This window comes from Paenibacillus sp. S02 (assembly GCF_019454065.1).
In the GTDB taxonomy this organism is placed as follows: Bacteria; Bacillota; Bacilli; order Paenibacillales; family Paenibacillaceae; genus Paenibacillus; species Paenibacillus polymyxa_B.
In genome coordinates this window covers 1,514,674-1,537,865 of sequence record NZ_CP073682.1, presented here as the reverse complement: position 1 = coordinate 1,537,865, position 23,192 = coordinate 1,514,674, and the positions used below count along the sequence as shown (strand labels likewise).

The 23,192-nt window shown below is 39.7% G+C and carries 5 protein-coding genes; all 5 read right to left on the bottom strand.

The genetic code is table 11. From position 1 onward, the window contains the following. Window positions 1-14 precede the first annotated feature (14 nt). Genes KAI36_RS06655 through cysE form a run of 5 tightly spaced genes read right to left on the bottom strand, consistent with a single transcriptional unit; the run spans window position 15 to window position 22,745 of the window. Window positions 15-14,606 (bottom strand): non-ribosomal peptide synthetase, encoded by a 14,592-nt coding sequence (locus KAI36_RS06655; protein ID WP_220027313.1) that lies wholly within the window; start codon window positions 14,604-14,606, stop codon window positions 15-17. Window positions 14,607-14,622: 16 nt separating this feature from the next. Further along, window positions 14,623-17,898 (bottom strand): non-ribosomal peptide synthetase, encoded by a 3,276-nt coding sequence (locus KAI36_RS06650; RefSeq protein WP_220027312.1) that lies wholly within the window; start codon window positions 17,896-17,898, stop codon window positions 14,623-14,625. Between the two features lie 26 nt (window positions 17,899-17,924). After that, complete coding sequence (locus KAI36_RS06645) at window positions 17,925-21,104, bottom strand: non-ribosomal peptide synthetase (RefSeq protein ID WP_220027311.1); 3,180 nt, start codon at window positions 21,102-21,104, stop codon at window positions 17,925-17,927. A gap of 37 nt (window positions 21,105-21,141) precedes the next feature. Then, window positions 21,142-22,149, bottom strand: a complete 1,008-nt coding sequence (locus KAI36_RS06640; protein ID WP_220027310.1) for a SagB/ThcOx family dehydrogenase — start codon at window positions 22,147-22,149, stop codon at window positions 21,142-21,144. A 23-nt stretch (window positions 22,150-22,172) separates the two neighbouring features. Beyond that, window positions 22,173-22,745 (bottom strand): serine O-acetyltransferase, encoded by a 573-nt coding sequence (gene cysE, locus KAI36_RS06635; protein WP_220027309.1) that lies wholly within the window; start codon window positions 22,743-22,745, stop codon window positions 22,173-22,175. Window positions 22,746-23,192 lie beyond the last annotated feature (447 nt).

Below are 23,192 nucleotides of genomic sequence, written 5' to 3'. Positions count from 1 at the left end.
TCTTTTTTTATCATTTATTTTTCCAATATGTTTAGAATCAACGCTGCGTTCTGTTCAACAAATGTAGCATCAAGCATGCTTTCATGATCTCCATAACCATCACAAATGGAATACTCCCCACTTGTAGAATGCTCCCACATTCGGATATCTCCACGTATATGTTTACTTTGACTCTGAAGAGATTTAATAACATGAATATGAGCGGCAACTTGTCCAGAATTCATTAAATTATCCAAATACGCATAGTATCTTTGAATCTTCTCGCCAACATGATGATAGAAAAAATCTCCTTCACTTTGCAATTGTGGATATTTATCCAACATAAGATCTACCGTTTCTTTCGCATATTTACGACTCTCTTCCGTTGTAAGCCGCTCTGAATTTATTTCTGTAATGTAAAATGAGTCCAATAAAATGAGCTGGCTAACCTTATCTCCCTGTTTTTCAAGAGCCTTTGTAATCTCAAATCCCAAATTGCCTCCCGCTGAAATCCCTAGAAATACGTAAGGTCCCTCTGGCTGAACTTCTTTTATTAGACGGATATATTCTGCAATGAGACGGTTTTGTTCGATCTCAAGAAAGTTGAAACTGTACAATCGATAGGAACCAAGGAATTCAGCAAGCCTTTGATATACAACCCCTAAAGCTACTACCGGAGGGAAACAAAATATGTTTCGGTCTCTTTCTCCCTGTGGATTAAACAACATTCTTTCGTTAGAAAGATCACTAATCTGCGTTACAGATGAAGAAACTAGGGAGGCCAACTCTCGAATAGTCGGTGTCACAAATATCTGTCGAATCGGAAGCTCTATTCCGTGCCCTGTAGCTAGTCTCGCTACAAATTTAATTACACTTGTCGAATCCACTCCCAATTCAAATAGAGAATCGCCTACGCTGATGGAACTGTACTCTAAAATCTCTTCCCAGATTCGTACCATAATACACTCCATCTCCGTCACTGGAGCTTCATATTTCTTTTGAAATATGGTTTTAGCCGATGGCTCTGGCAGTGCTTTTCGGTCTAATTTACCATTAGGTGTTAAAGGAATTTGTTCAAGACCAATAAAATGAGTAGGCACCATGTAATTTGGCAATGTACGACTAATACCTTCTTTAATATCCTGGATGCTCAAACTTGGTTGGGTCACAATATACGCGCACAGTATTTTATTTCCTCTCGAATCCGGGGTATACAAAACCACTGCTTCCTTTACTCCAATAATTTGAAGAATTTGATTTTCGATTTCGCCAAGCTCTACACGATAACCACGGATTTTTACTTGCTGATCGTTACGTCCCAAAAATTCAATATATCCTTTTGAATTCAGAATTCCTTGGTCTCCAGTGCGATATAACCTGCCAAACTTCGGATGATTTAAGAATGATGATGCCGTTTTTTCTTCTTCGTGAAGATAACCTTTGGCTAAACCAGCGCCTCCAATGTAAAGCTCACCTTTTACACCTACTGGACAGAGTTCCTGATCGTAATTCAATACATAATAAGTTTGGTTAGCTAATGGCATACCGTAAGGTATGGAGGCCCAGTCTTCATGTACTTCATATACAGGATAATAAATGGACCAAATAGAAGCCTCTGTTGCCCCGCCCATACTTACTACGTTCGCGTGAATATATTGTCTGCGAATTTTATCCGGTAGACTGAGAGGTACCCAGTCTCCACTAAGAATGACCAAACGCAAAGAACTGTTTTTCTTACGCGATCCAGACGAAGAAGGAATATTATTCCAGTAATAACAACTTTCCTCTTCTTCTCCAAGCACATGGTTCAACATCAAGTCCATTATAGCTGGTACGGAGTTCCAAATTGTAATTTTATGTTCCTCGAGTGTCTTTGCAACTTCAGTAATATCACGTTGATCATCAATAAGTACGATAGCCGCTCCAACCGCTAACGCTCCAAATAGATCATAAACCGATAAATCGAAACACATGGATGATAATCCAATTATACGATCCTGCTCATTCACATTGAATTTACGATTAATATCCTGCACCGTGTTAGCTACTGCCCCATGTGTAACAATGACTCCTTTAGGTTGGCCTGTACTGCCTGAAGTATAAATCACGTAGGCTACATCATCAGGATCATGTTCGACCAGGAGTGCTTCACCAGAATAAACTGCTAATCCTTCCTTAACGTATAGATCCGGTTCCAACGTTAATTTACAACCACTGTGATCCCTAATATATTCACGACGTTCCTCCGGATAATCAGGATCAATCGGCACATAAGCCGCTCCGGCCTTCAATATACCTATTATATTCACAATGGTTTCAATACTCCGATTGGCTAATACACTAATAAAATCTCCACGACACACGCCATGTTCATGTAAATAGCGAGCCACTCTATTCGAACGTTCATTTAACTCCTGATAAGTGATGTGGCTGTTCTTATAAATCACCGCAAATGCCTCTGGCCAACGAACAACCTGCTGTTCAAACAAGGAATCGAGTGTAGAGCTTGGAATTTCTTCACAAGTATCATTAAAAGCTGAAATCAGATGATGATTTTCACGTCCCCATGTGAACCTATTTCCCGCATCTGAGTTTAAGGAAAATTCCAGCAGCATAAAGTACTGGTCAAACATCGCTTTAATTAATTCCGAATCAAACAGTTGTTCAACATAATCCCAAGTGATCGTGAGTCCGCCATCTACTTCCAGAACCTGATAATCTAAAAAAACTTGAGAGGTTTGAGAAACCGCTGTCTTTACATCCCCCATAAAATAAATAGACTCATCTGTACCTTTTCCTGTATCCAGTAACATGCTTGTGAATACAATGGGCATCGCTGCCTTATGGGTTTCAGCACCACGTTGGCGTATAATCTCTCTGATAAATTGAATTCCGTCGTAGTGCCTATGTTCGAGCGCCTCCATCAACACGTTTTGCACGGATTCAGCTTGCTCCCAGAAAGATTTTCCTCCTTCAAGCGTGATGTCAAGCAACATAACAGACGTAAAGTCGCCAATCATCTTATATACATCTTTATGAAATGGATAACGATTAAAAATAGTACAATTGAGCGCTAATTGAGATTGATTGCTCCAGTAAGACAACACTTTGGCAAATACAGTACATAGTACTGCAGTTGGTGTCAGGTGATTTTTTTGTGAAACTTGCTTTAGCTTTTCGTATAGTTCCCTATTTAAGTGTTTGGTTTCCCTTTTGAAGCGCGGTTGTAAAATAATGCTTGGAAAGGAAATATACGGCAAGGAAGGTGGATCAGGAAAGTTATTCAATTTGTTCATCCAATACTGCCGATCCCTCTTATATATTTCCGAAGATTTGAATGCCGTATAAGCCATCATATAATCTCTGAAAGTAATATCCACACCTGCCAGATCTAAGTCTGGATCATGGTAAAATTTCATAATTTCCTGGTGAATAAATTGAAAGCTCGCCCCATCCGTTATTAACATGTCATAACCAATAAAAAGATAAAACGTTTCTGCAGAACATTGATAAGCCTTATACTCGAATAGAGGCCACTGATCAGTCTTGAAAATGTAGTGAGACATGCGCTCTCTTTCCGTCAGTATTCTCTGTTCCTGAGCTTCCTTGGAGAGATCCTCAATCGGGATAATCTCAATTTGGTATTCTGGCATATGATCTAATATTTTTTGCTGTCCGCTCGGCAAAATAATCGTCCGAAGCATAGTATGACGTTCAATAACTTTTTGTAGAGCTCGATTAAACCGATTCATGTTCAATGAAGTTTCTAACTCAATATATACGTGTGTCGACACTCCACCCATTTCAAAATGGTTCTCGCGTCCCATCAGATAAGCCATCTGTACATCAGTTAACGGAAACGGTTCATACATATGTTCCGGATCAGGTGTTAACTCCGGATACACGATGGCCGCTTGTGTATCTACGCCTTCCTCGATCCGTTCTGACAGCTTCGCTATGGTATAATGCTGCAGAAAGTCTCGTAGATTCAAATCTATTCCCATTTCCCTACTTATTCTGGTTCGGATTTGCACCATCAGAATCGAATTTCCACCCAATTCAAAAAAATGATCATGGATTCCAATTCGTTCGACGCCCAATACCTCTTTCCATATTTCCGTCAGTTTCTGTTCCGTTTCATTTCGTGCTTCTTCGTATTTCAACTCCATTTGCTGCTCCACATTCGGCATCGGCAGCTCTCTTCGATTTACCTTGCCATTAGGGGATAATGGTATTTTCTCCAGTTCGATATAATACGACGGCACCATATAATTCGGTAGTTCTCGCTGTAAATATATCCGCAGTTCCTCTGAGGTTACTTCCTCCCCATCTGGAACATAGTATGCACATAGAAATGCGTGATTGCGGTCATCCCTTTGTTCCATTACCACTGCATTTTTGATGAATTCATGTGCTAGCAGACGCCCTTCAATTTCTCCTAACTCTACTCGGTACCCCCGAATCTTTACTTGCTGATCCTTCCGTCCCTGAAATTCGATATAACCTGCCGGACGCCATACTCCATAATCTCCGGTTCGGTATAATCGGCCCAGCTCTGGATGTTCCACGAAAGATTCCTGGGTTTTCAGTTCATCATTCAGATAACCTGCTGCAAGCCCCGTCCCACCAATGTACAGTTCCCCTTGTACATGGACCGGGCAAGGCTTTAGCTCATAGTTCAGTACATACACCTGCTGGTTCGCCAGCGGTCTACCATAAGGTATCGAGGCGGTCTGTCCATTCCATTCCCTGATTGGGTAGTAGATGGACCAGATTGAGGCTTCTGTTGCTCCTCCCAGGCTAATCACTTCTGCATGCGGACAATGTCGCTTTATTTTCTCAGGCAGCTGTAGCGGTATCCAGTCCCCGCTGAGTAACACCGTTCGAATTCCATCATTGTAAAAGTCAGCCGTGACGTTGGCGAGTACCATTTCCATAATAGCCGGTACGGAATTCCATAGGGTGATGCCTTGATGTTCTATCGTGTAGATGACATCATCGACATCCCGCTGATCGTCAATCAATACCAATGCCGCTCCGGCTGCCAAGGCACCGAACAGATCATACACAGACAGATCGAAACACAAGGAGGACAAACCTATCATTCGGTCCTGCTCATGGATGCCGAATTTATGATTTATATCCTGAATCGTATTGGCTGCTGCTCCATGAGTTGTGATTACGCCCTTGGGTCGGCCTGTGCTGCCCGACGTATAGATCACATACGCCACATCGTCCGGATGATACTCAGTCGGCAGAGCTTCGTCTGAATATCCTGCTACGCCGGCTGTATCGTACAACTCCGGTTCTACAGTTAGCTTACATTGACTGTGCTCGTGAATGTAGTGGCGCCGTTCTTCCGGATAGTCCGGATCTACCGGTACATAAGCTGCTCCGGCTTTTAAAATACCTATAACGTTAGCAACAGTTGCTATACTCCGACTCGCCAATACGCTAACATAATCACCACGACATACACCCTGCCCTTGTAAGTAACGAGCTATTTGATTTGAACGTTTCTGCAGTTCTCCATACGTAAGGCATTCATCCTTGTGCATTAATGCTACTACTTCTGGAGTGCGTACTGCTTGCTCCTCGAACAGGCCATGCAAGGTGGTGTATGGTATCGGTTTCTCTGTATTATTGTAGCTCTCCATCAACTTCGTTTCTTGTTCAGTAATTCTCATGCAATTAGTATTCAGAGTTAGTGTATCAATATATTGCTTGAACATTGAATGAATTACATTTTCATCAAATAGTTGCTCAACATAGTCCCAAACGATTCTCAACGAACCATTGTCCTCAAAAAGTTGGTGATCCAAATACACTTGAGACGTCTGTCCGGCCCCCAATTGTATCTCACCTAGTTCATACCAACTAACTTCGCCTCTTTCCTTGCTCCCCAGCAGCATGCTTGTAAAAACAACAGGCATAACAGCACGATTACCATAATTATGGTATTTAGATATTTCCCGTATCAATTCAATACCATCATAATGCCGATGCTCAAGTGATTCTAAAAGGCGTTCCTGGATTCGTTTAGCTCTCTCCCAATACCCTTTCTCGGATCTGAAATCAATTTCTATTAAAATTACGGAAGTAAAATCCCCAATCATGTCTTTTACGTCTTGATGAAACGGCAGTCTGTTGAAAACGGTCAAACTCACGGCTAAATGAGGCTGATTACTCCAAAAAGCCATCACTTCTGCATAAGCAGTAAGAAGAGCGGCTGTAGGCGTTATATTGTACTGATACGCCTGCTTTTTAATTTTCTCCCAGGTTTCTCTATCGATTTCTTGCTCCAGACGGCAAAAACGAGGCTTAGTCACACCGGACGGATCCGCTTTCAAAGGAAGTTCCGGAGCTGAAGGAAAATCCTCCAATTTATTCAACCAATACAGTTTGTCCTTTGTATAGGTTTCTGAATTTTTAAAATGCTGCAATGCCAAAATATAGTCCCTGAATGTGCTCTGTAACTGTGATGGCATCCAATTGGGCTCATTATAGAATTTAACCAGCAGCTTGCCGATCAGCTGAATACTTGCTCCATCCGTAATCAACATATCGTAGCTGACAAACAAATAATGAATTCCTTCAGATAATTTAAAAGCTTTATATTCAAAGAGCGGCCATTGGTCTGTTGGAAATACATAATGAGACATTCGCTCTCTTTCTGACACTATCCGTTCTTGTTGCTCAGACGAATTCATATGGGTAAGGTCAACCACTGTTATTCGATATTCCGGTACGTTCTCCAGAATAACCTGCTCTCCGGTAGGAAGTACGACTGCGCGCATCATGGGTTGATGTTTAATGACCTGTTGTAATGCACAATTAAGTCTGTCTAAATCAAAGTCTGTTTTGATTTCAGTATATCCATGCGTTGACACTCCACCCAGCTCAAAATGGTTCTCGCGTCCCATCAGATAGGCCATTTGCACGTCCGTTAGCGGAAACGGTTCATACATATGCTCCGGATCAGGTATTAACTCCGGATACACGATGGCCGCTTGTGTATCTACACCTTCCTTCATCCGTTCTGACAGCTTCGCTATGGTATAATGCTGCAGAAAGTCTCGTAGATTCAAATCGTTTCCCATTTCCCTGCTTATTCTGGTTCGGATTTGCACCATCAGAATCGAATTTCCACCCAGTTCAAAGAAATGATCATGGATTCCTACTCGTTCGACGCCCAATACCTCTTTCCATATTTCCGTCAGTTTCTGCTCTGTTTCATTACGTGCTTCTTCGTATTTCGAATCCATTTGCTGCTCCACATCCGGGATCGGCAGCTCTCTTCGATTTACCTTGCCATTAGGAGATAACGGTAGTTTCTCCAGTTCCATATAATGCGACGGCACCATATAATTCGGCAGTTCCCGTTGTAAATATATTCGCAGTTCCTCCGGGGTCACTTCCTCCTCATCTGGAACATAGTATGCACATAGAAATGCATGATTGCGAGCATCCCTTTGTTCCATCACCACTGCATTTTTGATGAATTCATGTGCCAGCAGGCGTCCTTCAATTTCTCCCAGCTCTACCCGATACCCCCGGATCTTGACCTGCTGATCCTTTCGTCCCTGAAATTCGATATAGCCTGCCGGACGCCATACTCCATAATCTCCGGTTCGGTATAATCGGCCCAGCTCTGGATGTTCCACAAACGATTCCTGGGTTTTCCGTTCATCATTTAGATAACCTGCCGCAAGCCCCATCCCACCAATGTACAGTTCCCCTTGTACATCCGCCGGACAAGGCTTTAACTCATAGTTCAGCACATACATCTGCTGGTTCGCCAGCGGTCTGCCATAAGGTATCGATGCGGTCTGTCTATCCCATTCCTTGATTGGGTAGTAGATGGACCAAATTGAGGCTTCTGTTGCTCCTCCCAGGCTAATCACTTCTGCATGCGGACAATGTCGCTTTATTTTCTCAGGCAGCTGTAGCGGTATCCAGTCCCCACTGAGCAACACCGTTCGAATTCCATTATTGTAAAAATCAGCCGTGACGTTGGCGAGCACCATTTCCATAATAGCCGGTACGGAATTCCATAGGGTGATCCCTTGATGCTCTATCGTGTAAATGACATCATCAACATCCCGTTGATCGTCAATCAATACCAATGCCGCTCCGGCTGCCAAGGCACCGAACAGATCATATACAGACAGATCAAAACACATGGAGGACAAACCTATCATTCGGTCCTGCTCATGGATGCCGAATTTATGATTTATATCCTGAATCGTATTGGCTGCTGCTCCGTGTGTTGTGATCACGCCCTTCGGTCGGCCTGTGCTGCCCGATGTATAGATTACATACGCTACATCGTCTGAATGATAATCCATCGGAAGAGCTTCGTCAGAATATTCTGCTACGCCGGCTGTATCGTACAACTCCGGTTCTACAGTCAGCTTACATTGACTGTGCTCGTGAATGTAGTGGCGCCGTTCTTCCGGATAGTCCGGATCCACCGGTACATAAGCTGCTCCGGCTTTTAAAATACCTATAACGTTAGCAACAGTTGCTATACTCCGGGTTGCCAATACGCTAACATAATCACCACGACATACACCCTGCTCTAGCAAATAGCGGGCAATCTGATTCGAACGTTTCTGCAGTTTTCCATACGTAAGGCATTCATCCTTATGCATTAAGGCCACTGCTTCTGGAGTACGCGTTGCCTGCTCCTCGAACAACCCATGCAAGGTGCTAGGCGGTAAAGCCTTGTTCGTATTGTTGTATAATCGGATAGCTTCCTTATTCTCTATTTCAATTTCCAGATTTGAAGAATAAATAGCTTTTATCAAAAGAGAATCAATGATTTGCGTAAACTGTCTGAACATACCTTCAATCATTTCTGGCGAAAACAATTCCTCTACATAATCCCAAAATAACCATAATTCATCCGCTACTAACGTAGCCTGAAAATCAATATAGACCTGTGAGGTTTGCGTTATTCCTGTTTTCAAGTTTCCTAATTGTTCAAGACCGGGTATGCGTTCTGTTTTATTTTCAGAAAGCACAGAGGTAAAAACATACGGAATTACAGCCTTTCCATGTCTAATCCCATGATGTCTCACAATATCCCTAATAAACTCAACACCCTCATAGTGGCGATGCTCCAATGCATCAATTAATACAGACTGAACATCTTTGGCCTTTTCCCACAATGACGTACCAGGTTTAAATGAAATGCCGAGCAACAGGTTTGATGTAAAGTCACCTACAATATGTTCTACCTGTTCATGAAAGGGATAACGATTAAAGACTGTAAGATTAATGGACAAGTTCTCTTGATTGCCCCACATGGATAGAAGATATGAATAAATGGTCGCGAGCAAAGCAGATGGGGTCACTCCATTTTGTAAAGCCAGCTTTTTTAAAGAAATCCACTGTTGTTGATTGTATATCTTCTCTTTTCTTTGAAATTTTGGTGCTGTTATTTGTTCTGGATTACATTGTAAAGGGAGAACAGGCGCTAATGGAAAATCTTCAATTTTATTAAGCCAGTATTTTCGATCCAGCTCATATATTTCAGAGTGCTTCAAATCTAAATAAGCAAGAACATAATCGCGGAAGCTGAAGTCCAATTGGGGCAATTCGGCATTCGGATTGTGATAGAAATACATCAGATCACGACCGATAATATCCATACTTGCTGCATCAGCAATGAGCAAATCCCTGCCCATACATAATAGACATTTATTATTCTCAAGCTGAAAAGCCTTAAATTCGAACATCGGCCACTGTTCAGGAACAAACACATGGTGTGACATCCGGCTTCGCTCCAGATGAATTCGTTCCTCTTGTTCTCTTCTTGTCAGGAATCGAAGATCTTCTATAGCCATTTGATATTCAGGCACGTCTTTAAGAATAACCTGCTCGCCGCTTGGCATGATAATTGCTCTTAGCATCGGGTGTCTCTGAATGACTTTATTCAAGCATTGATTAAAATGCATCATGTCAACGTCAGTCTCCACCTCGGTATATACATGAGTGGAAACGCCGCCCATTTCAAGCTCATCATTTCGACCTAGAAAATATGCCATCTGAATATCAGTTAGCGCAAAAGGAGCGTATATTTGTGCTAAATCGGGAAGCGCTGTCGGGTATATTTTTTCACTAAGCTCTCTTGTTCCACATGTTATGCAATGATTAATAATTTCTAAGAGATGATTCTTGAAATTCAGGGCAACTTCGGTCAGTGTATCTTCATCATATTCATGCTTATTGTATATAAAAGAAATTCTTAGCTCGTCCTCCATGACAACTGCCGTTATATCAATGGAATAACTTCGCTCTGATTGCGGATCAAGCATTTGGCCCTGAGACATATCAGAAAGCGTAAAAACTCCCTGATCTATACTTTGGGAAAATTCACCTAAATAGTTAAAGCAAACTTCAGGACGAAGTTTCCACTTCATTACTTTATTGTGTTCCAGAGCAGTAACATATCTTAATAAACCGTATCCGATCCCTTTTTTCGGAATTTGGCGCAATGTTTGTTTTACATGTTGAACAGTATCCTGTACAGAGCAAGATAACGGAAGATCAATTACTACAGGATACATTGTTGTAAACCAACCGATCGTCCGAGAGACATTATTATCAGGGACTATGTCTTCTCTCCCATGCCCCTCCAAACCGATAAGAATCTGGGTATGATCTGTCCAATCTCGGAATGCACTCCCTAATGCGGCTAACAATATATCATTAATTTCCGTATTGTAAGCCTGATTGGAATGACGAAGCAGATTGTCTGTGTCCTGCTTGGATAGTTGCATATTTATCGATCTCGTATCCTTGATAAAGTTGGTTGAACATGTGTGATCCTTAGGCAGAGGCTCAATATGCCGTTGATCCATATTCATCCAGTATGGAATCTCATCAAGTAATACCGGACTGTTCGCATACTCCTCCAGTGCGCTAGCCCAGCTCTTATAGGAAGTCGTCCTATACGGTAATGAAGGCTTTTCTCCAGAACTAAGCTGTTTATAAACCTGTGTAATATCTTCCAGCAATATTCGCCAAGAAACACCGTCGATTACTAGATGGTGCGCAACAATAAGGAGATGATCCCCTTCAATGGTTTGGAATAGTCCCAATTTCAGTAGAGGGCCTGTAGTTAAATCCATACTCATATGAATCTTTTCTGAAAAATTTGCGATACGATCCCTTACATCAAATTCACTTGATAGATCTACAACCTGCAACCAAGCTGACTCTTTCATTTCCTGATTTGTTTGTACAATAGAGTCTTGCTCGCTTGCATACATCATACGCAGAGCATCATGATGATAAACAATATAATTCATCGTTTCTTGAAGGATGTCAGGTTCAAATCCTTCTTTTCTATACAACATAAAAGACTGATTCCAATGATGCCGTTGTATCCCCTGATGTTCAAAAAACCACTTTTGAATAGGCGTAAGCGGAACGATCCCTTCAACGACACTCTGATCTACAACTTTTGTTTGTACAGCCAACACCTGAGTTAATTGTGCAATCGTCGGATTCGCAAAAATATCTTTAATTCCGATATGCACCTTATGACGTTGTAAACGTGATGACACTTGAATGGCTTTGATAGAATCTCCCCCAAGCGCAAAAAAATGGTCGTGAATACCCACTTTTTCTACACCCAGAACTTCTTTCCATATCTCTGATGTCACTCTTTCAATATGATTTCTTGGGGGTGTGTAGCCTGTAGATACCTTTACTGTGATGTCCGGTATTGGTAAATTCCTACGATCAATCTTTCCGCTTTGCGATAGTGGAAATCTGTCTAACTTTATAAAATAAGACGGCACCATATAATCTGGAACAAACTGGATAATATAGTCTTTTATAGAATTTTCATCAATAGATTGAGATCCAATAATATATGCGCATAAATATCTATTATTTTCGCCATCCATACATAATGTAACTAATGCTTGCTGAATACCTGGATATTGTAGGAGAACGTTTTCTATTTCTCCAGTTTCAATTCGGTACCCCCGGATTTTGATCTGAAAGTCTTTTCTCCCCATGTACTCAATACTTCCATCATTCATCCATCTTGTTAAATCGCCTGTTTTGTACATATGTTGACCGATTCTAAATGGATCTCTTACAAATTTCTCTTTTGTTGCTTCAGGAAGATTCACATATCCTGCTGCTACGCCTGTACCCGAAATACATAATTCTCCTGCTACACCAACTGGCTGTAATTGATCATCCTGGTCTATAATATACATTTGAATATTATCTATCGGCTTGCCGATTGGGATGGAATCCATCTTAAAATCAGAAGGACAATCAAAATAAGAATCGTGTATAGTACCTTCAGTCGGTCCATATAGATTAGAGAAAACAATGCTTTTATCTCTTCTCCATACATCGTTAAACCGTTGAACATGCCTGCATGTCAGTGCTTCTCCACTGGTAAACACTTTTTGTATAGATGATAAACGCTGAATATGTCCTTCCCCATATTCCAAATAGTCTAAAAATGCATGTAACATGGATGGAACAAAGTGGATTACAGTTACTTTTTTTTGTTCAACTGTATGGATTATGCTCTCAGGATCTTTTTCAGCTCCAGGCTCCAACAAACATAGAGTCGCTGCGCCCTGAAAATACCACCAGCACAATTCAAACACGGACACATCAAAAGTGTAAGCTGTTTTTTGCATGATAACATCCGCTTCTGTGATCGAATACTTTCGTTGCATCCACAACATATTGTTGACAACGGACCGATGCTGAACTATTACCCCTTTCGGCTTGCCGGTAGAACCTGATGTGTATATGATGTAAGCCACATCATCAGGATGATTAACACAATTAAGATTGGTGTTATCCTCGTTATCAGACAAACTTATATCCATGAGCAGGATTTCTATTTCTAAACCTACAAGGCGTTCATTCCATCTTGTCTTTGTTAAGACAAGGTTAGTTCCACTGTCTTGCAGCATATAACGAACACGGTCTTTGGGATAGTCGGGATCAATAGGTATATAAGCACCACCAGCCTTATGAATCGCCAATATAGCTATGATCATTTCAAATGATCTTTCAACCATTATTCCAACGCTCTGGTTACTACATACTCCCTTGCGTCGTAGTATTCTGGCTAATTGATTGGCACGTTTGTTAACCTCTTCATAGCTCATATTTTCTTCACCAAGGATCAGGGCGGTTTTGTCAGGATAAGCTATAGCTCTGTCCTCAAAAAATTCGTGTAAATTTTTCAGGTCAGAAAAAACATGTTCTGTGTTGTTGAATTCTGTTAATATGCGTTCTTTTTCATCTGGTGTGAGAATTGAAATATTTCTAACAAGTATATGTGGATTTTCAGTGATGGCAGTTGTGACCGCACGAATATGTCCAGCAATCTTTTGAATATCTTCATTTGAATAGCAAAATGCATTATATTTTAAGCATACAGATATTTCCTCAGAGGGTATCACAATGATATTGAAATCATAGTTTGTCTGATCTTTTAATTCAAAATCATAGATTTTCAACTCATGTACATGCTGTCCGTCTAATAAATTGAATTCCAAAGGTACATTTTCAAAAACTACAATATGATTAACTAAATTCTCTTTCAGAGGCGTAGGCGCTTGTATCTTCATCAGAGGATAATGACTATGCTCTTGGGACTCAATCATTTGCTCATGGATTAATGACAACAGGTCTTCAAAATGGATATCTTGCTCGAACTTTATTCTTACTGGATTGGTATTGATAAATATTCCGATCATTTGGTCGATTCCGGAAACCGCTGCATGTCTTCCTGAAACGACTGTCCCAAAAACCACATCATTGGTATTATTATATCTTTTTAGCACGATGCTCCAGATTGCTTGAATAACAGCGTTCATCGTTACACGATAGGCAAGTGCCAATTCCTTAAGTTTTTTAGTCATTTCCCGATCGAAGGTAAACTTAACTTGTTCCTGCAAATAACCTTCCTTTTTCTGTTTTGGTTTCCATGGTAGACTAGTGGACTGTTCAATCCCCTCTAAATACTGGTTCCAGTATAAACTTGCAGAATCTTGATCCTGTTGTTTAAGCCATTCGATATAATTTTGAAAAGAGTGGATTTTCTTTAGATCAGGTGATCGTTGCGCAGATAAGGCACTATATATTTCAAAAAGCTCTTGTACTATCGCACTCAAGCTCCAACCATCCACAATAATATGATGAAAGCTTAGAAGTAACCGAAAATGTTGCAGGTCCGTCTGAAATACAGTAAGCCGAACAAGCATTTCAGCAGTTACATCGAAACCTTTAATTTTTTCCTCACTGGCATAATGAGATATAAATTCCATCTGACTATTATGATTCATTTCAGTCAAATCTTGAAAAATCATTCTATTTTCCAGATGGTCTACGACCATTTGAATGGGTCGCTTCGCTTTATCAACATTAAAAAGCGTACGGAAAACATCATGTCGCTGTACAAGCAATTGCATACTCTTATTCATAATGTCTAGTGAGAGAGGCCCTTCCACACTGAAAAAAAGCTGAACTATAAAATTACCCTGATTTTCTTCACGCAATGTATGGTACAGAATTCCTTCCTGCATCGGTGTTAGCGAATAAATCTTTTGTAAAAGTTGTTTAGACGACATGACTAGTTCCCTCCTGTTAATTGATCTTAGAGTTCAACTCTGTTTGAAGTTCGTGCAGATCACTTGCAGAAATCCCTAATTCGTCATAGCCATTTTGAATCGCAGCAGCATTCACAGACTGCACCTGCTTCGATTGTCCTTTTATAATAAAGGTGCTTAAGTCTGCTACACTTGGATGCTGAAATATATCTTTGGTAGTTACTTTAATATCTTTCGCTCGGAGTTGCGCTGAAATTTGAATAGCTTTTATTGAATCTCCTCCCAATGCATAAAAGTCTTCGACCACGCTTACGTTCCCAATGCTCAACACCGTTTCCCATACGTGAGCCACCGTCTCTTCAGTGCTGTTTCTTGGAAGTATAGCTTGATCCTGAAAGAGCTGACTTGTATCGGGCATTGTAAGTTTCTTATGATCCACTTTGCCATTTGCGTTTAGAGGTAGCTTCTTAACTTGTACAAAAAAGGCAGGGATCATGTAGTTCGGCAGTCTTTCAGCAACCCAATGCCTGATTCTTTCGGTATTCATTTCTTGACCTGCAGCAAAATACGCACATAAGCGCTTATCCCCTTGTTTATCTGACTGCTCCATGATGAATACTTCTTTTACAGCTTGATTTTCAAGAATACACTTTTCAATTTCACCCAATTCAATTCGGAATCCCCTAATCTTTACTTGATGGTCATTACGCCCCAGAAATTCAATTTCTCCGTTTGCAAGCCGTCGCCCTAAGTCACCTGACTTATATAATCGTTTTTCGTACAGATAGAAAAATTTCTCTTGAGTTAATGGGTCATTGTTAAGATATCCTCGTGCGAGACCTTCTCCAGCAATGCACAGTTCCCCAATTGCCCCAATCGGCTGTTGATGATTTTCCCCATTAAGAACAAGCACCTCCGTATTCTTAATGGGTCGCCCGATCGGAATTGTATACATATCCTCATTAACTTCTTGAATTTCATGATACATCGCATAAACCGTACTTTCTGTCGGGCCATATACATGAATAATTTTATCTTTCCCCATTAACTGAAATGCTTTTTTTACATGTGCTACTGATGCTCGCTCGCCACCAAAAAGCACCTTTCTTACATTGGTCAAGCAATGAATTTCAAGGTCAACGAGTGTGTTAAACAGAGCAGTTGTCACAAAAAAAACGGAGACATTCTCTTTTAAAATTAACTGAGCTAACTCAGATGCATTAAGCATTGTCTCTTTGTCTACTAAAACAAGTCTTGCTCCATTCAAAAGACTCCCAAATATATCAAAAACAGAACCATCAAAAGCAAAGTTGGACAATTGAAGAATAGTGTCTTGTGGTGCAATTTGTACATAATCCGAGCCCTTCACAATTCTCATCACATTGATATTTTCAATCATGATCCCTTTAGGTATACCGGTCGAACCGGAAGTATACATCACATAAGCCAAATGGTTAGCCTCTGATATGCGTAGTGGATTACTCTTATCACGATCATTTGTTTGTTCCAGTACGTCCTCAAGAACTAAAATCTGACGTCTTGCGGAACCCTCCAGTTGTTCCATTAGCTTTGTAATTAAAGAAAGATTCGATTGCGAAACTACAATGATTGATAAGTTAGCATCCTGTACAATAACCTTTAATCGCTCGATTGTATTTTCCGGATCAAGAGGTGTATAGCCTGCATTTGATTTCAAGATGCCTAGTATCCCAATGATCATCTCTGGTGAACGCTCTGTAAGTAATCCAATTAGTTGATTAGGTTGAACACCCATATCTTGTAAAACGTAGGCAAGCTTGTTGGCTTGCTTATTTAACTCTCCATAAGATATATGTGTTTCTCTACATGTAAGGGCCGTTGCAAATGGCGAAACTTCAACTTGCCTTTCAAATAAATCTGCAAGTGTTTCTTTTCCGTTACTCTCCATAATCTTTGCACTACTCAATGCAATAATTTCGGTCTCCTCTTCAGCACTCAAAATACAAATATCTTTCAAGTAAACGGAAGGCTCACTACAAATTTTCATTGCAACATTATACATATGATTTGCCATTCTTCTCACTGTATCTTCAGAATAAATATTGGAATTATAGATAAACGTTATATTTGTTTCATCACCCGGAAGCACTGTAATACTTAAGTCATAATTAGTATGTTCTATAACATCAACATCCTTGATGTTTACATTTACTTCAGCTAATATATGTTTCCATGTGGAACTTAAAGGCGTATTATCAAACACATAAATATGATTAAACAAGCTTTGTCCAATCGACTGATTTTGAATCTGTGATAGTGACAAATGCTCGTAGGGCTGGGAATTTAAATTTAGATGATGAATTTGCTGCATTAGTGAAGCAAAAGTTAGGTCCCCCGCTGATTGTATACGTACAGGAACTGTATTAATAAACAATCCTATCATTTGCTCAACTGCTGATATTTCCGGGGGCCTTCCTGCTACAACAGAACCAAATACAACATCGTTACTATTATTATATTTTTGTAGCACCATCCCCCACAGACTCTGATAGACTGCGTTTAATGTGACTTGATTGTTTCGGGCCAACTCTTTTAAAAATTCGGACAGCGGATGCTCCAATTGAATAGAATGTTTACCCAAACTATAATCTTGAATAGATTTTTTTCCATTACTATGTGTTTGACCTAGCAGGACAGAGCATTCTTCAAATCCGTTTAAATAGTCTTTCCAGTATTTAAGTGCACTTTCTTGGTCTTGTTTTTCCAACCATTCTATATACTGACTATAAGACTGCTCCATATAAGTGAATTTGCTTTGTCCTTCAACTAGAGAAGTATAGATCTCAAATAATTCGCAAAGGAGTAAATCTGAACACCATCCATCCATTAGAATATGATGAAAAGTGAGTACACAAATATATTCCCTAGGGCTTGTTTGCAGCATCGATAGCCTAATGAGCGGATCTCTCGTCAAGTTGAATCCTCGCTGACGATCCTTTTCTAAATATTGCTGAATCCACCGTTTTTCATCCAGACTTGATATATCAGCTCTGCTTTCAAAAACAAATTGAAGAGGCCTTTCCGTTAGCACTACCTGAAGTGGTTGTTTGACTTTTTCCAATAAAAAAGTTGTTCTTAATACATTGTGCCGTTGGATGAGTGTCGAAAAACTTTGCCGCATAAGTTCAACATTAAGATGACCTTCCATAGTTAGGATCAGCTGTACTACATAAGTGTTAGGCTCAGCATCTGATAGAGAATGATATAATATGCCTTCTTGCATAGGTGACAACGCATATATATCCTGAATTTGTTCTTTCGAAAACGGATTCATTCTATTCACCCGCCTAATCTAGTGGTTTAGATATTTAACGAATTGAGAAGCACATCATAAATCATATTTAAATCCTCTTCTTTTAAATTTTTCAATGTAAAATCACTTGGAGTGCGCACCTGCTCCTTCTTGTTTATGCAATGCTGAATAATTCTGATAAGCTGCTTTTCATATCCTTCCGCCAAATGTTGGATTTCTTGTACACTAATTCGTGCACTATCATAGCCGATAGAAAGATGCAATTGATCTCCCTCAATATATCCTGTTATTTCAAGTGCATAACACAGTTCATTATTAGGACTGATATTCCCTAATCCCTCAGGTCCAAAGGAAGCTGCACTACTGTAAGGAGAGAGTTGGAAATATGGAGAATTCGAGATTTGGTCAAGTTGACCTAAATAATTAAAATTAATTTCTGGCTCAATAGAAAATATCAAAGGTGCTCTCAGACGTTCAGGGCTAAGATATTTTAGTACCTCATAGTCCAATCCTTTATTTGGAATAGTTCTAAGATTCTCTTTGGTTTTTGTAATCCACTCAGACAAATCGTCAGGGTCATGCATGCATAGAAGTACGGGGCACTGAGATGTAAACCAACCGACTGTACGAGTAATATTCATATCAGGTAAAATATCAGTACGACCGTGGGATTCCATATTGATTACAATCTGCCTGATTTCAAGCCAATCATTCAAAGCCATTCCTAAAGCAGATATCAAAACGTCATTTATATCGGTGTTATACGCATGATGAGCTTGACCAAGAAGCCATTTTGTATTTTCTTTTGATAGAGCAAATTTTAAATTACGTTTGTTCCTTTGTGTTGACCTCTGTACTAGTTCTCTCTTCCACAGTATCGATTCCTGATTAACTCTTGCTTCAAAATCCAGCCAATAGGGAATTTGTTTTACTACCTCCTCACTACATGAATAATTTTCTAATGCCTCAGCCCATCTTTGAAATGAATCTGTTTTCTCCTGTAGTACAACCTGTCTCCCCTCAATAAGTTGCTCATAGGACTTTGTTAAATCTTCGATTAATATACGCAGTGAAATTCCGTCCATCACTAAATGATGTATGGACAGCAACAAATGATCTCCTACCTTGGATCTGAACAACTCTAAATGTACTAATGGACCTCTTTCTAGATTTTTACTCCCTTGAATCTCCGAAATTTGGTTGATAATAAATTGTTCTTCATCCTCATGCGGCACGTTGAGTATATTGAAGCTGAATGCTTCAGGATTCATGTCCATGTTCATCTGCTTTAGAATGCCATCCTCCATTTGGTAAGTCATTCTAAGCGCATCGTGATGCTCAACCAACGTTTTCAAAACATTGAACAAAACCTCTGGTTCATAACGTGCTGGATTATAAAACAGAACAGATTGATTCCAATGATGTTTATCAGTTAACTTTTTTAAAAAAAACCAATGCTGAATAGGGGTAAAGCGGACATTCCCCAAAACTTTACCTTGGTCACCCTTACGGAGAATCTGTTGAATGGACTGACCAAATTGTGCAATAGTGGGTTGTTTTAAAAGATGATGGCTACTGAGCTTTAGATTATGAGAGTTCAACTTTGCAGATAATTGAATGGCTTTAATTGAATCACCACCCAAATCATAAAAGTTATCATATATGCCCACCTGGCCTACACCAAGAACCTCACTCATTAGTAAGCATAAAAGTTCCTCTAAATCAGTGCGAGGCTGCTGATGATTAAGGTGCCCTGATAAATCCCTAGTTGGACTAGGAAGAGCTTTTCGATCCACTTTTCCATTAATGGTCATAGGAAGTTCAGATAAATAAACAAAATAGGTTGGTATCATATAAATCGGCAATTCTTGCTTGATAAATTGACGCAGCTCAGTTGTGTTTATCGCATTTCGAGCTACATAATACGCGCACAACTGCAACTGATCCTGCTCCCCCTGAATAGTCTGCACCACTACTTCTGTGATTTCCTTGTGTTTAAGAAGAATGACTTCAATTTCTTCCAATTCAATCCGATGTCCACGTATTTTTACTTGCTGATCCGTTCTTCCGTGATATTCCAAATTTCCATCAGAAAGCATCCGTACTAAATCACCGGTTCTATATATTGTTGTTTCTGGAATTGTTGGATGTTGGATGAATTTTTGTTTTGTAAGCTCTGGACGATTCAAATAGCCTCTTGCTAGCCCACACCCGCTTATGAAAAGTTCTCCAATTTCTCCACAATCAACAGGCTTCAGTTGCTCATCAAGAATATAAAAATTCGTATTCGGCAATGACAAGCCTATAGGAACCGAATTACCTTCAAAAAATGCTGAAGGAGCCACCCATAAAGAAGCACATATGCTCGCTTCGGTGGGTCCATATGCATTCACATAAGTTGTATACGGAATCCATTGATTTACCAAATTACCGGATGATGACGATCCTGCTGTTATCATCAACCTTAAATTCGTAATACGCGAAGCCTCCAAATAAACAGCATAGCTTGGAGGCAATGTTAGTACAGTAATCATATTTTCTAAAACATAGGACTCAAAATCGAGGGTCTGATGTATTATTTCCTGAGGAATAATATATAAGGTTGCCCCATTAAAAAGTGCCATAAAAATTTCCCAAACAGAGGCATCGAAAGAAAAGCTGGCGAACTGACCAATTCGATCTTTTGAAGTAATATGAAATTTATTTGCCCAAATTGACTGTAAATTTTCAATTCCCTTATGTTCTAATAAGGTTCCTTTAGGCTGCCCTGTTGAACCTGATGTATAGATTAGATAGGCGAGATCGCTTGAGCAAACATTCCGCTCCAAATTGTTGGTCGAACAATTGGAATACAGCTGTTCAGTCACTGTTAATTTACTTAGTCCCGGATGATTAGGAGATTTTAAGTGCTGTTGTGTAAGTAGCAACTTCACATTGCTGTCACTCAGCATGAATTTAACTCTCTCCTCAGGGTACCCTGGATCGAGTGCCAAATAAGCTCCTCCAGATTTAAGGACTGCTAATACTGCAATGATCATATCGACGGATCGTTCCATCATAATTCCGACAATACAACCAGTACAAACATTGTGCTCAACCAATATTTCAGCTAATTGATTGGACTTTTCATTTAATTGTCGATAAGTTAGGTATTTTTCACAACTGACAACAGCGAGACGATCTGAATTAGCTACTACTTGCTTTTCAAATAGACTGTGGATAGTCATATTGTTTTTCCTCCCTGCCGAGGTTCCATCGTTCTATTTACTTGAGCCCAACTTCAATGGAATGCAGCATAACCTGACTGGAATTTAGTTTGAAATATTTTTTAATTTTACGGAAATTCATATCACCAATAGAACACAACCCCACCTGCTCCAGCTCAGCTACTTGAGTCAACAGTTGCACCATAATTCCACAGTCAATAGCGGCATACAAATAGCCCATTCCACCATATTTCGGCATTGTAACCTCGCTGTTATAAACCATAAATACAGAAAAAGCCGATGTGCTAAATATTTCTTGATTTTGGGCATAATGCGCTTCCTGTGTGATAACACAGGCACTGCTTACCATTTGAAGCATATTACGTACAGGATTATAGTAATATAAACCAGCCTTCACCTTTTCTATCCGGGCATCCTTTACATAAATGAATATATCAATTGGATATAGTCCGCCATCGGTTGCATAGAAATAGTGAATCTCGCGATCGGTTATAGTCTGTTTAAAAACAGAGATTAGCTTTGAAAATGTTTTAAATGGAAGTTTACGGTTTATATCAAAATTACGAAAAGATCTACGATTTACAATTTCTTCCGGGAAAGAAACATCCTCTAAGGGAAGATCGTACTCCATAACATTCGAAAATGTGCGTTCAAGCTTTTTTTGTTTGAAGCGATTGTATCGTTCCGGATCGATGAAAGTGTCTTCGTGGTGAGGGTTGTGTACGAGATAATTATGTGGATAAAGAAGCTCTTGAGGGGATAATATAGAACTTACTAATATACGTTCATTAATTAGATGTTTAATAAAATCAACAAGAAATTCCTGATTTAAATGAGAATAATGCTCGATAAGAGATTCCAGCTTTATGCCTTTTTGCGTTATGTAGTACAATCCAGGAAATAATTCAAGTGCTATACCAGAGAATACTGAATGCTCAATTTCAACGGCGTCCTCTGTTTTACACCAACGAACGGATGGAGACCAGAAATAATCAGCTTCATCCTGGATTAATTTAGACAATTGAACAGGGATTTGCTTATGCATCATAGTTCCTCCTCTAAATATGATCATTTAAAATATCTGACCACTGACTTAATATGCTGGTTGTTTTTTATGATTGAATATCCATTCCATTTCACTATGCCTGCCGAAACACCAACAACGGTACAATTGGCGGGAACATTTTTTAATACAACTGCACCTGCTCCTATTTTTGAGTAATCGCCAATTTTGATAGGGCCCAACACTTTGGCCCCAGCACCTATGACAACCCAGTTTCCAATAGTAGGGTGCCTTTTCCCCACATCTTTCCCAGTGCCTCCTAAAGTAACATTCTGGTATATTGTCACATTGTTCCCTATTACAGCGGTTTCACCTATTACAACTCCAATACCATGATCTATAAAAATCCCATCCCCCATCTTCGCACCTGGATGTATATCGATTCCCGTAAAAAAACGGCCCCAATTAGATAATATTCGTGCAAACAAATACAAATGAACCTCAAAAAGTAAATGAGATAAACGATAGACTATCAAAGCATGAAAACCTGGATAACATAATACTATTTCAATCCAACTATGTGCTGCTGGATCCATTTCTCTAATAAAGCGGATATCCTTGATCACCTTGCTTAACATTTCGGATCACTCCCCTTGCAGAAAGTACCTTTCCGATGTAAATGTAAGCATCATTATAAACTGCTCATATATTCCCCCCTTTCTAATAGAAAACATTAATAACTATACATTTTTTAAAAAACATAAAATACTAAATATTTAGTATGTTTCACAAGAAATATTCTACCTCCATATTTTCGTAAAGTAAATATGAATTTAATGTTTTCCAGGTTAAATTTATATTCGCAAACTATTATAAATTCATCAGACTTTATCAGTAAAAAACTATCCTATAATAAAGGGATTATTTGGACCGCTTATCTAACTCCGATGTTGAGGCCAACCATAGTGTCTCCAAGGCCAAAGCCGATTAATTTCGTTAGTATGGCTCTCCTTTTGATGAGGTACAGTGAGGAATGTATGTAGGGAATAAACCTTTACATCATTGGATTGTAATGATATAATCCG

Coding starts and splice junctions, on each gene's coding strand:
- KAI36_RS06645 (WP_220027311.1), bottom strand. CDS start 21,104: ATGACTATCCACAGTCTATTTGAAAAGCAAGTAGTAGCTAATTCAGAT.
- KAI36_RS06640 (WP_220027310.1), bottom strand. CDS start 22,149: ATGCATAAGCAAATCCCTGTTCAATTGTCTAAATTAATCCAGGATGAA.
- KAI36_RS06655 (WP_220027313.1), bottom strand. CDS start 14,606: ATGTCGTCTAAACAACTTTTACAAAAGATTTATTCGCTAACACCGATG.
- cysE (WP_220027309.1), bottom strand. CDS start 22,745: ATGTTAAGCAAGGTGATCAAGGATATCCGCTTTATTAGAGAAATGGAT.
- KAI36_RS06650 (WP_220027312.1), bottom strand. CDS start 17,898: ATGAATCCGTTTTCGAAAGAACAAATTCAGGATATATATGCGTTGTCA.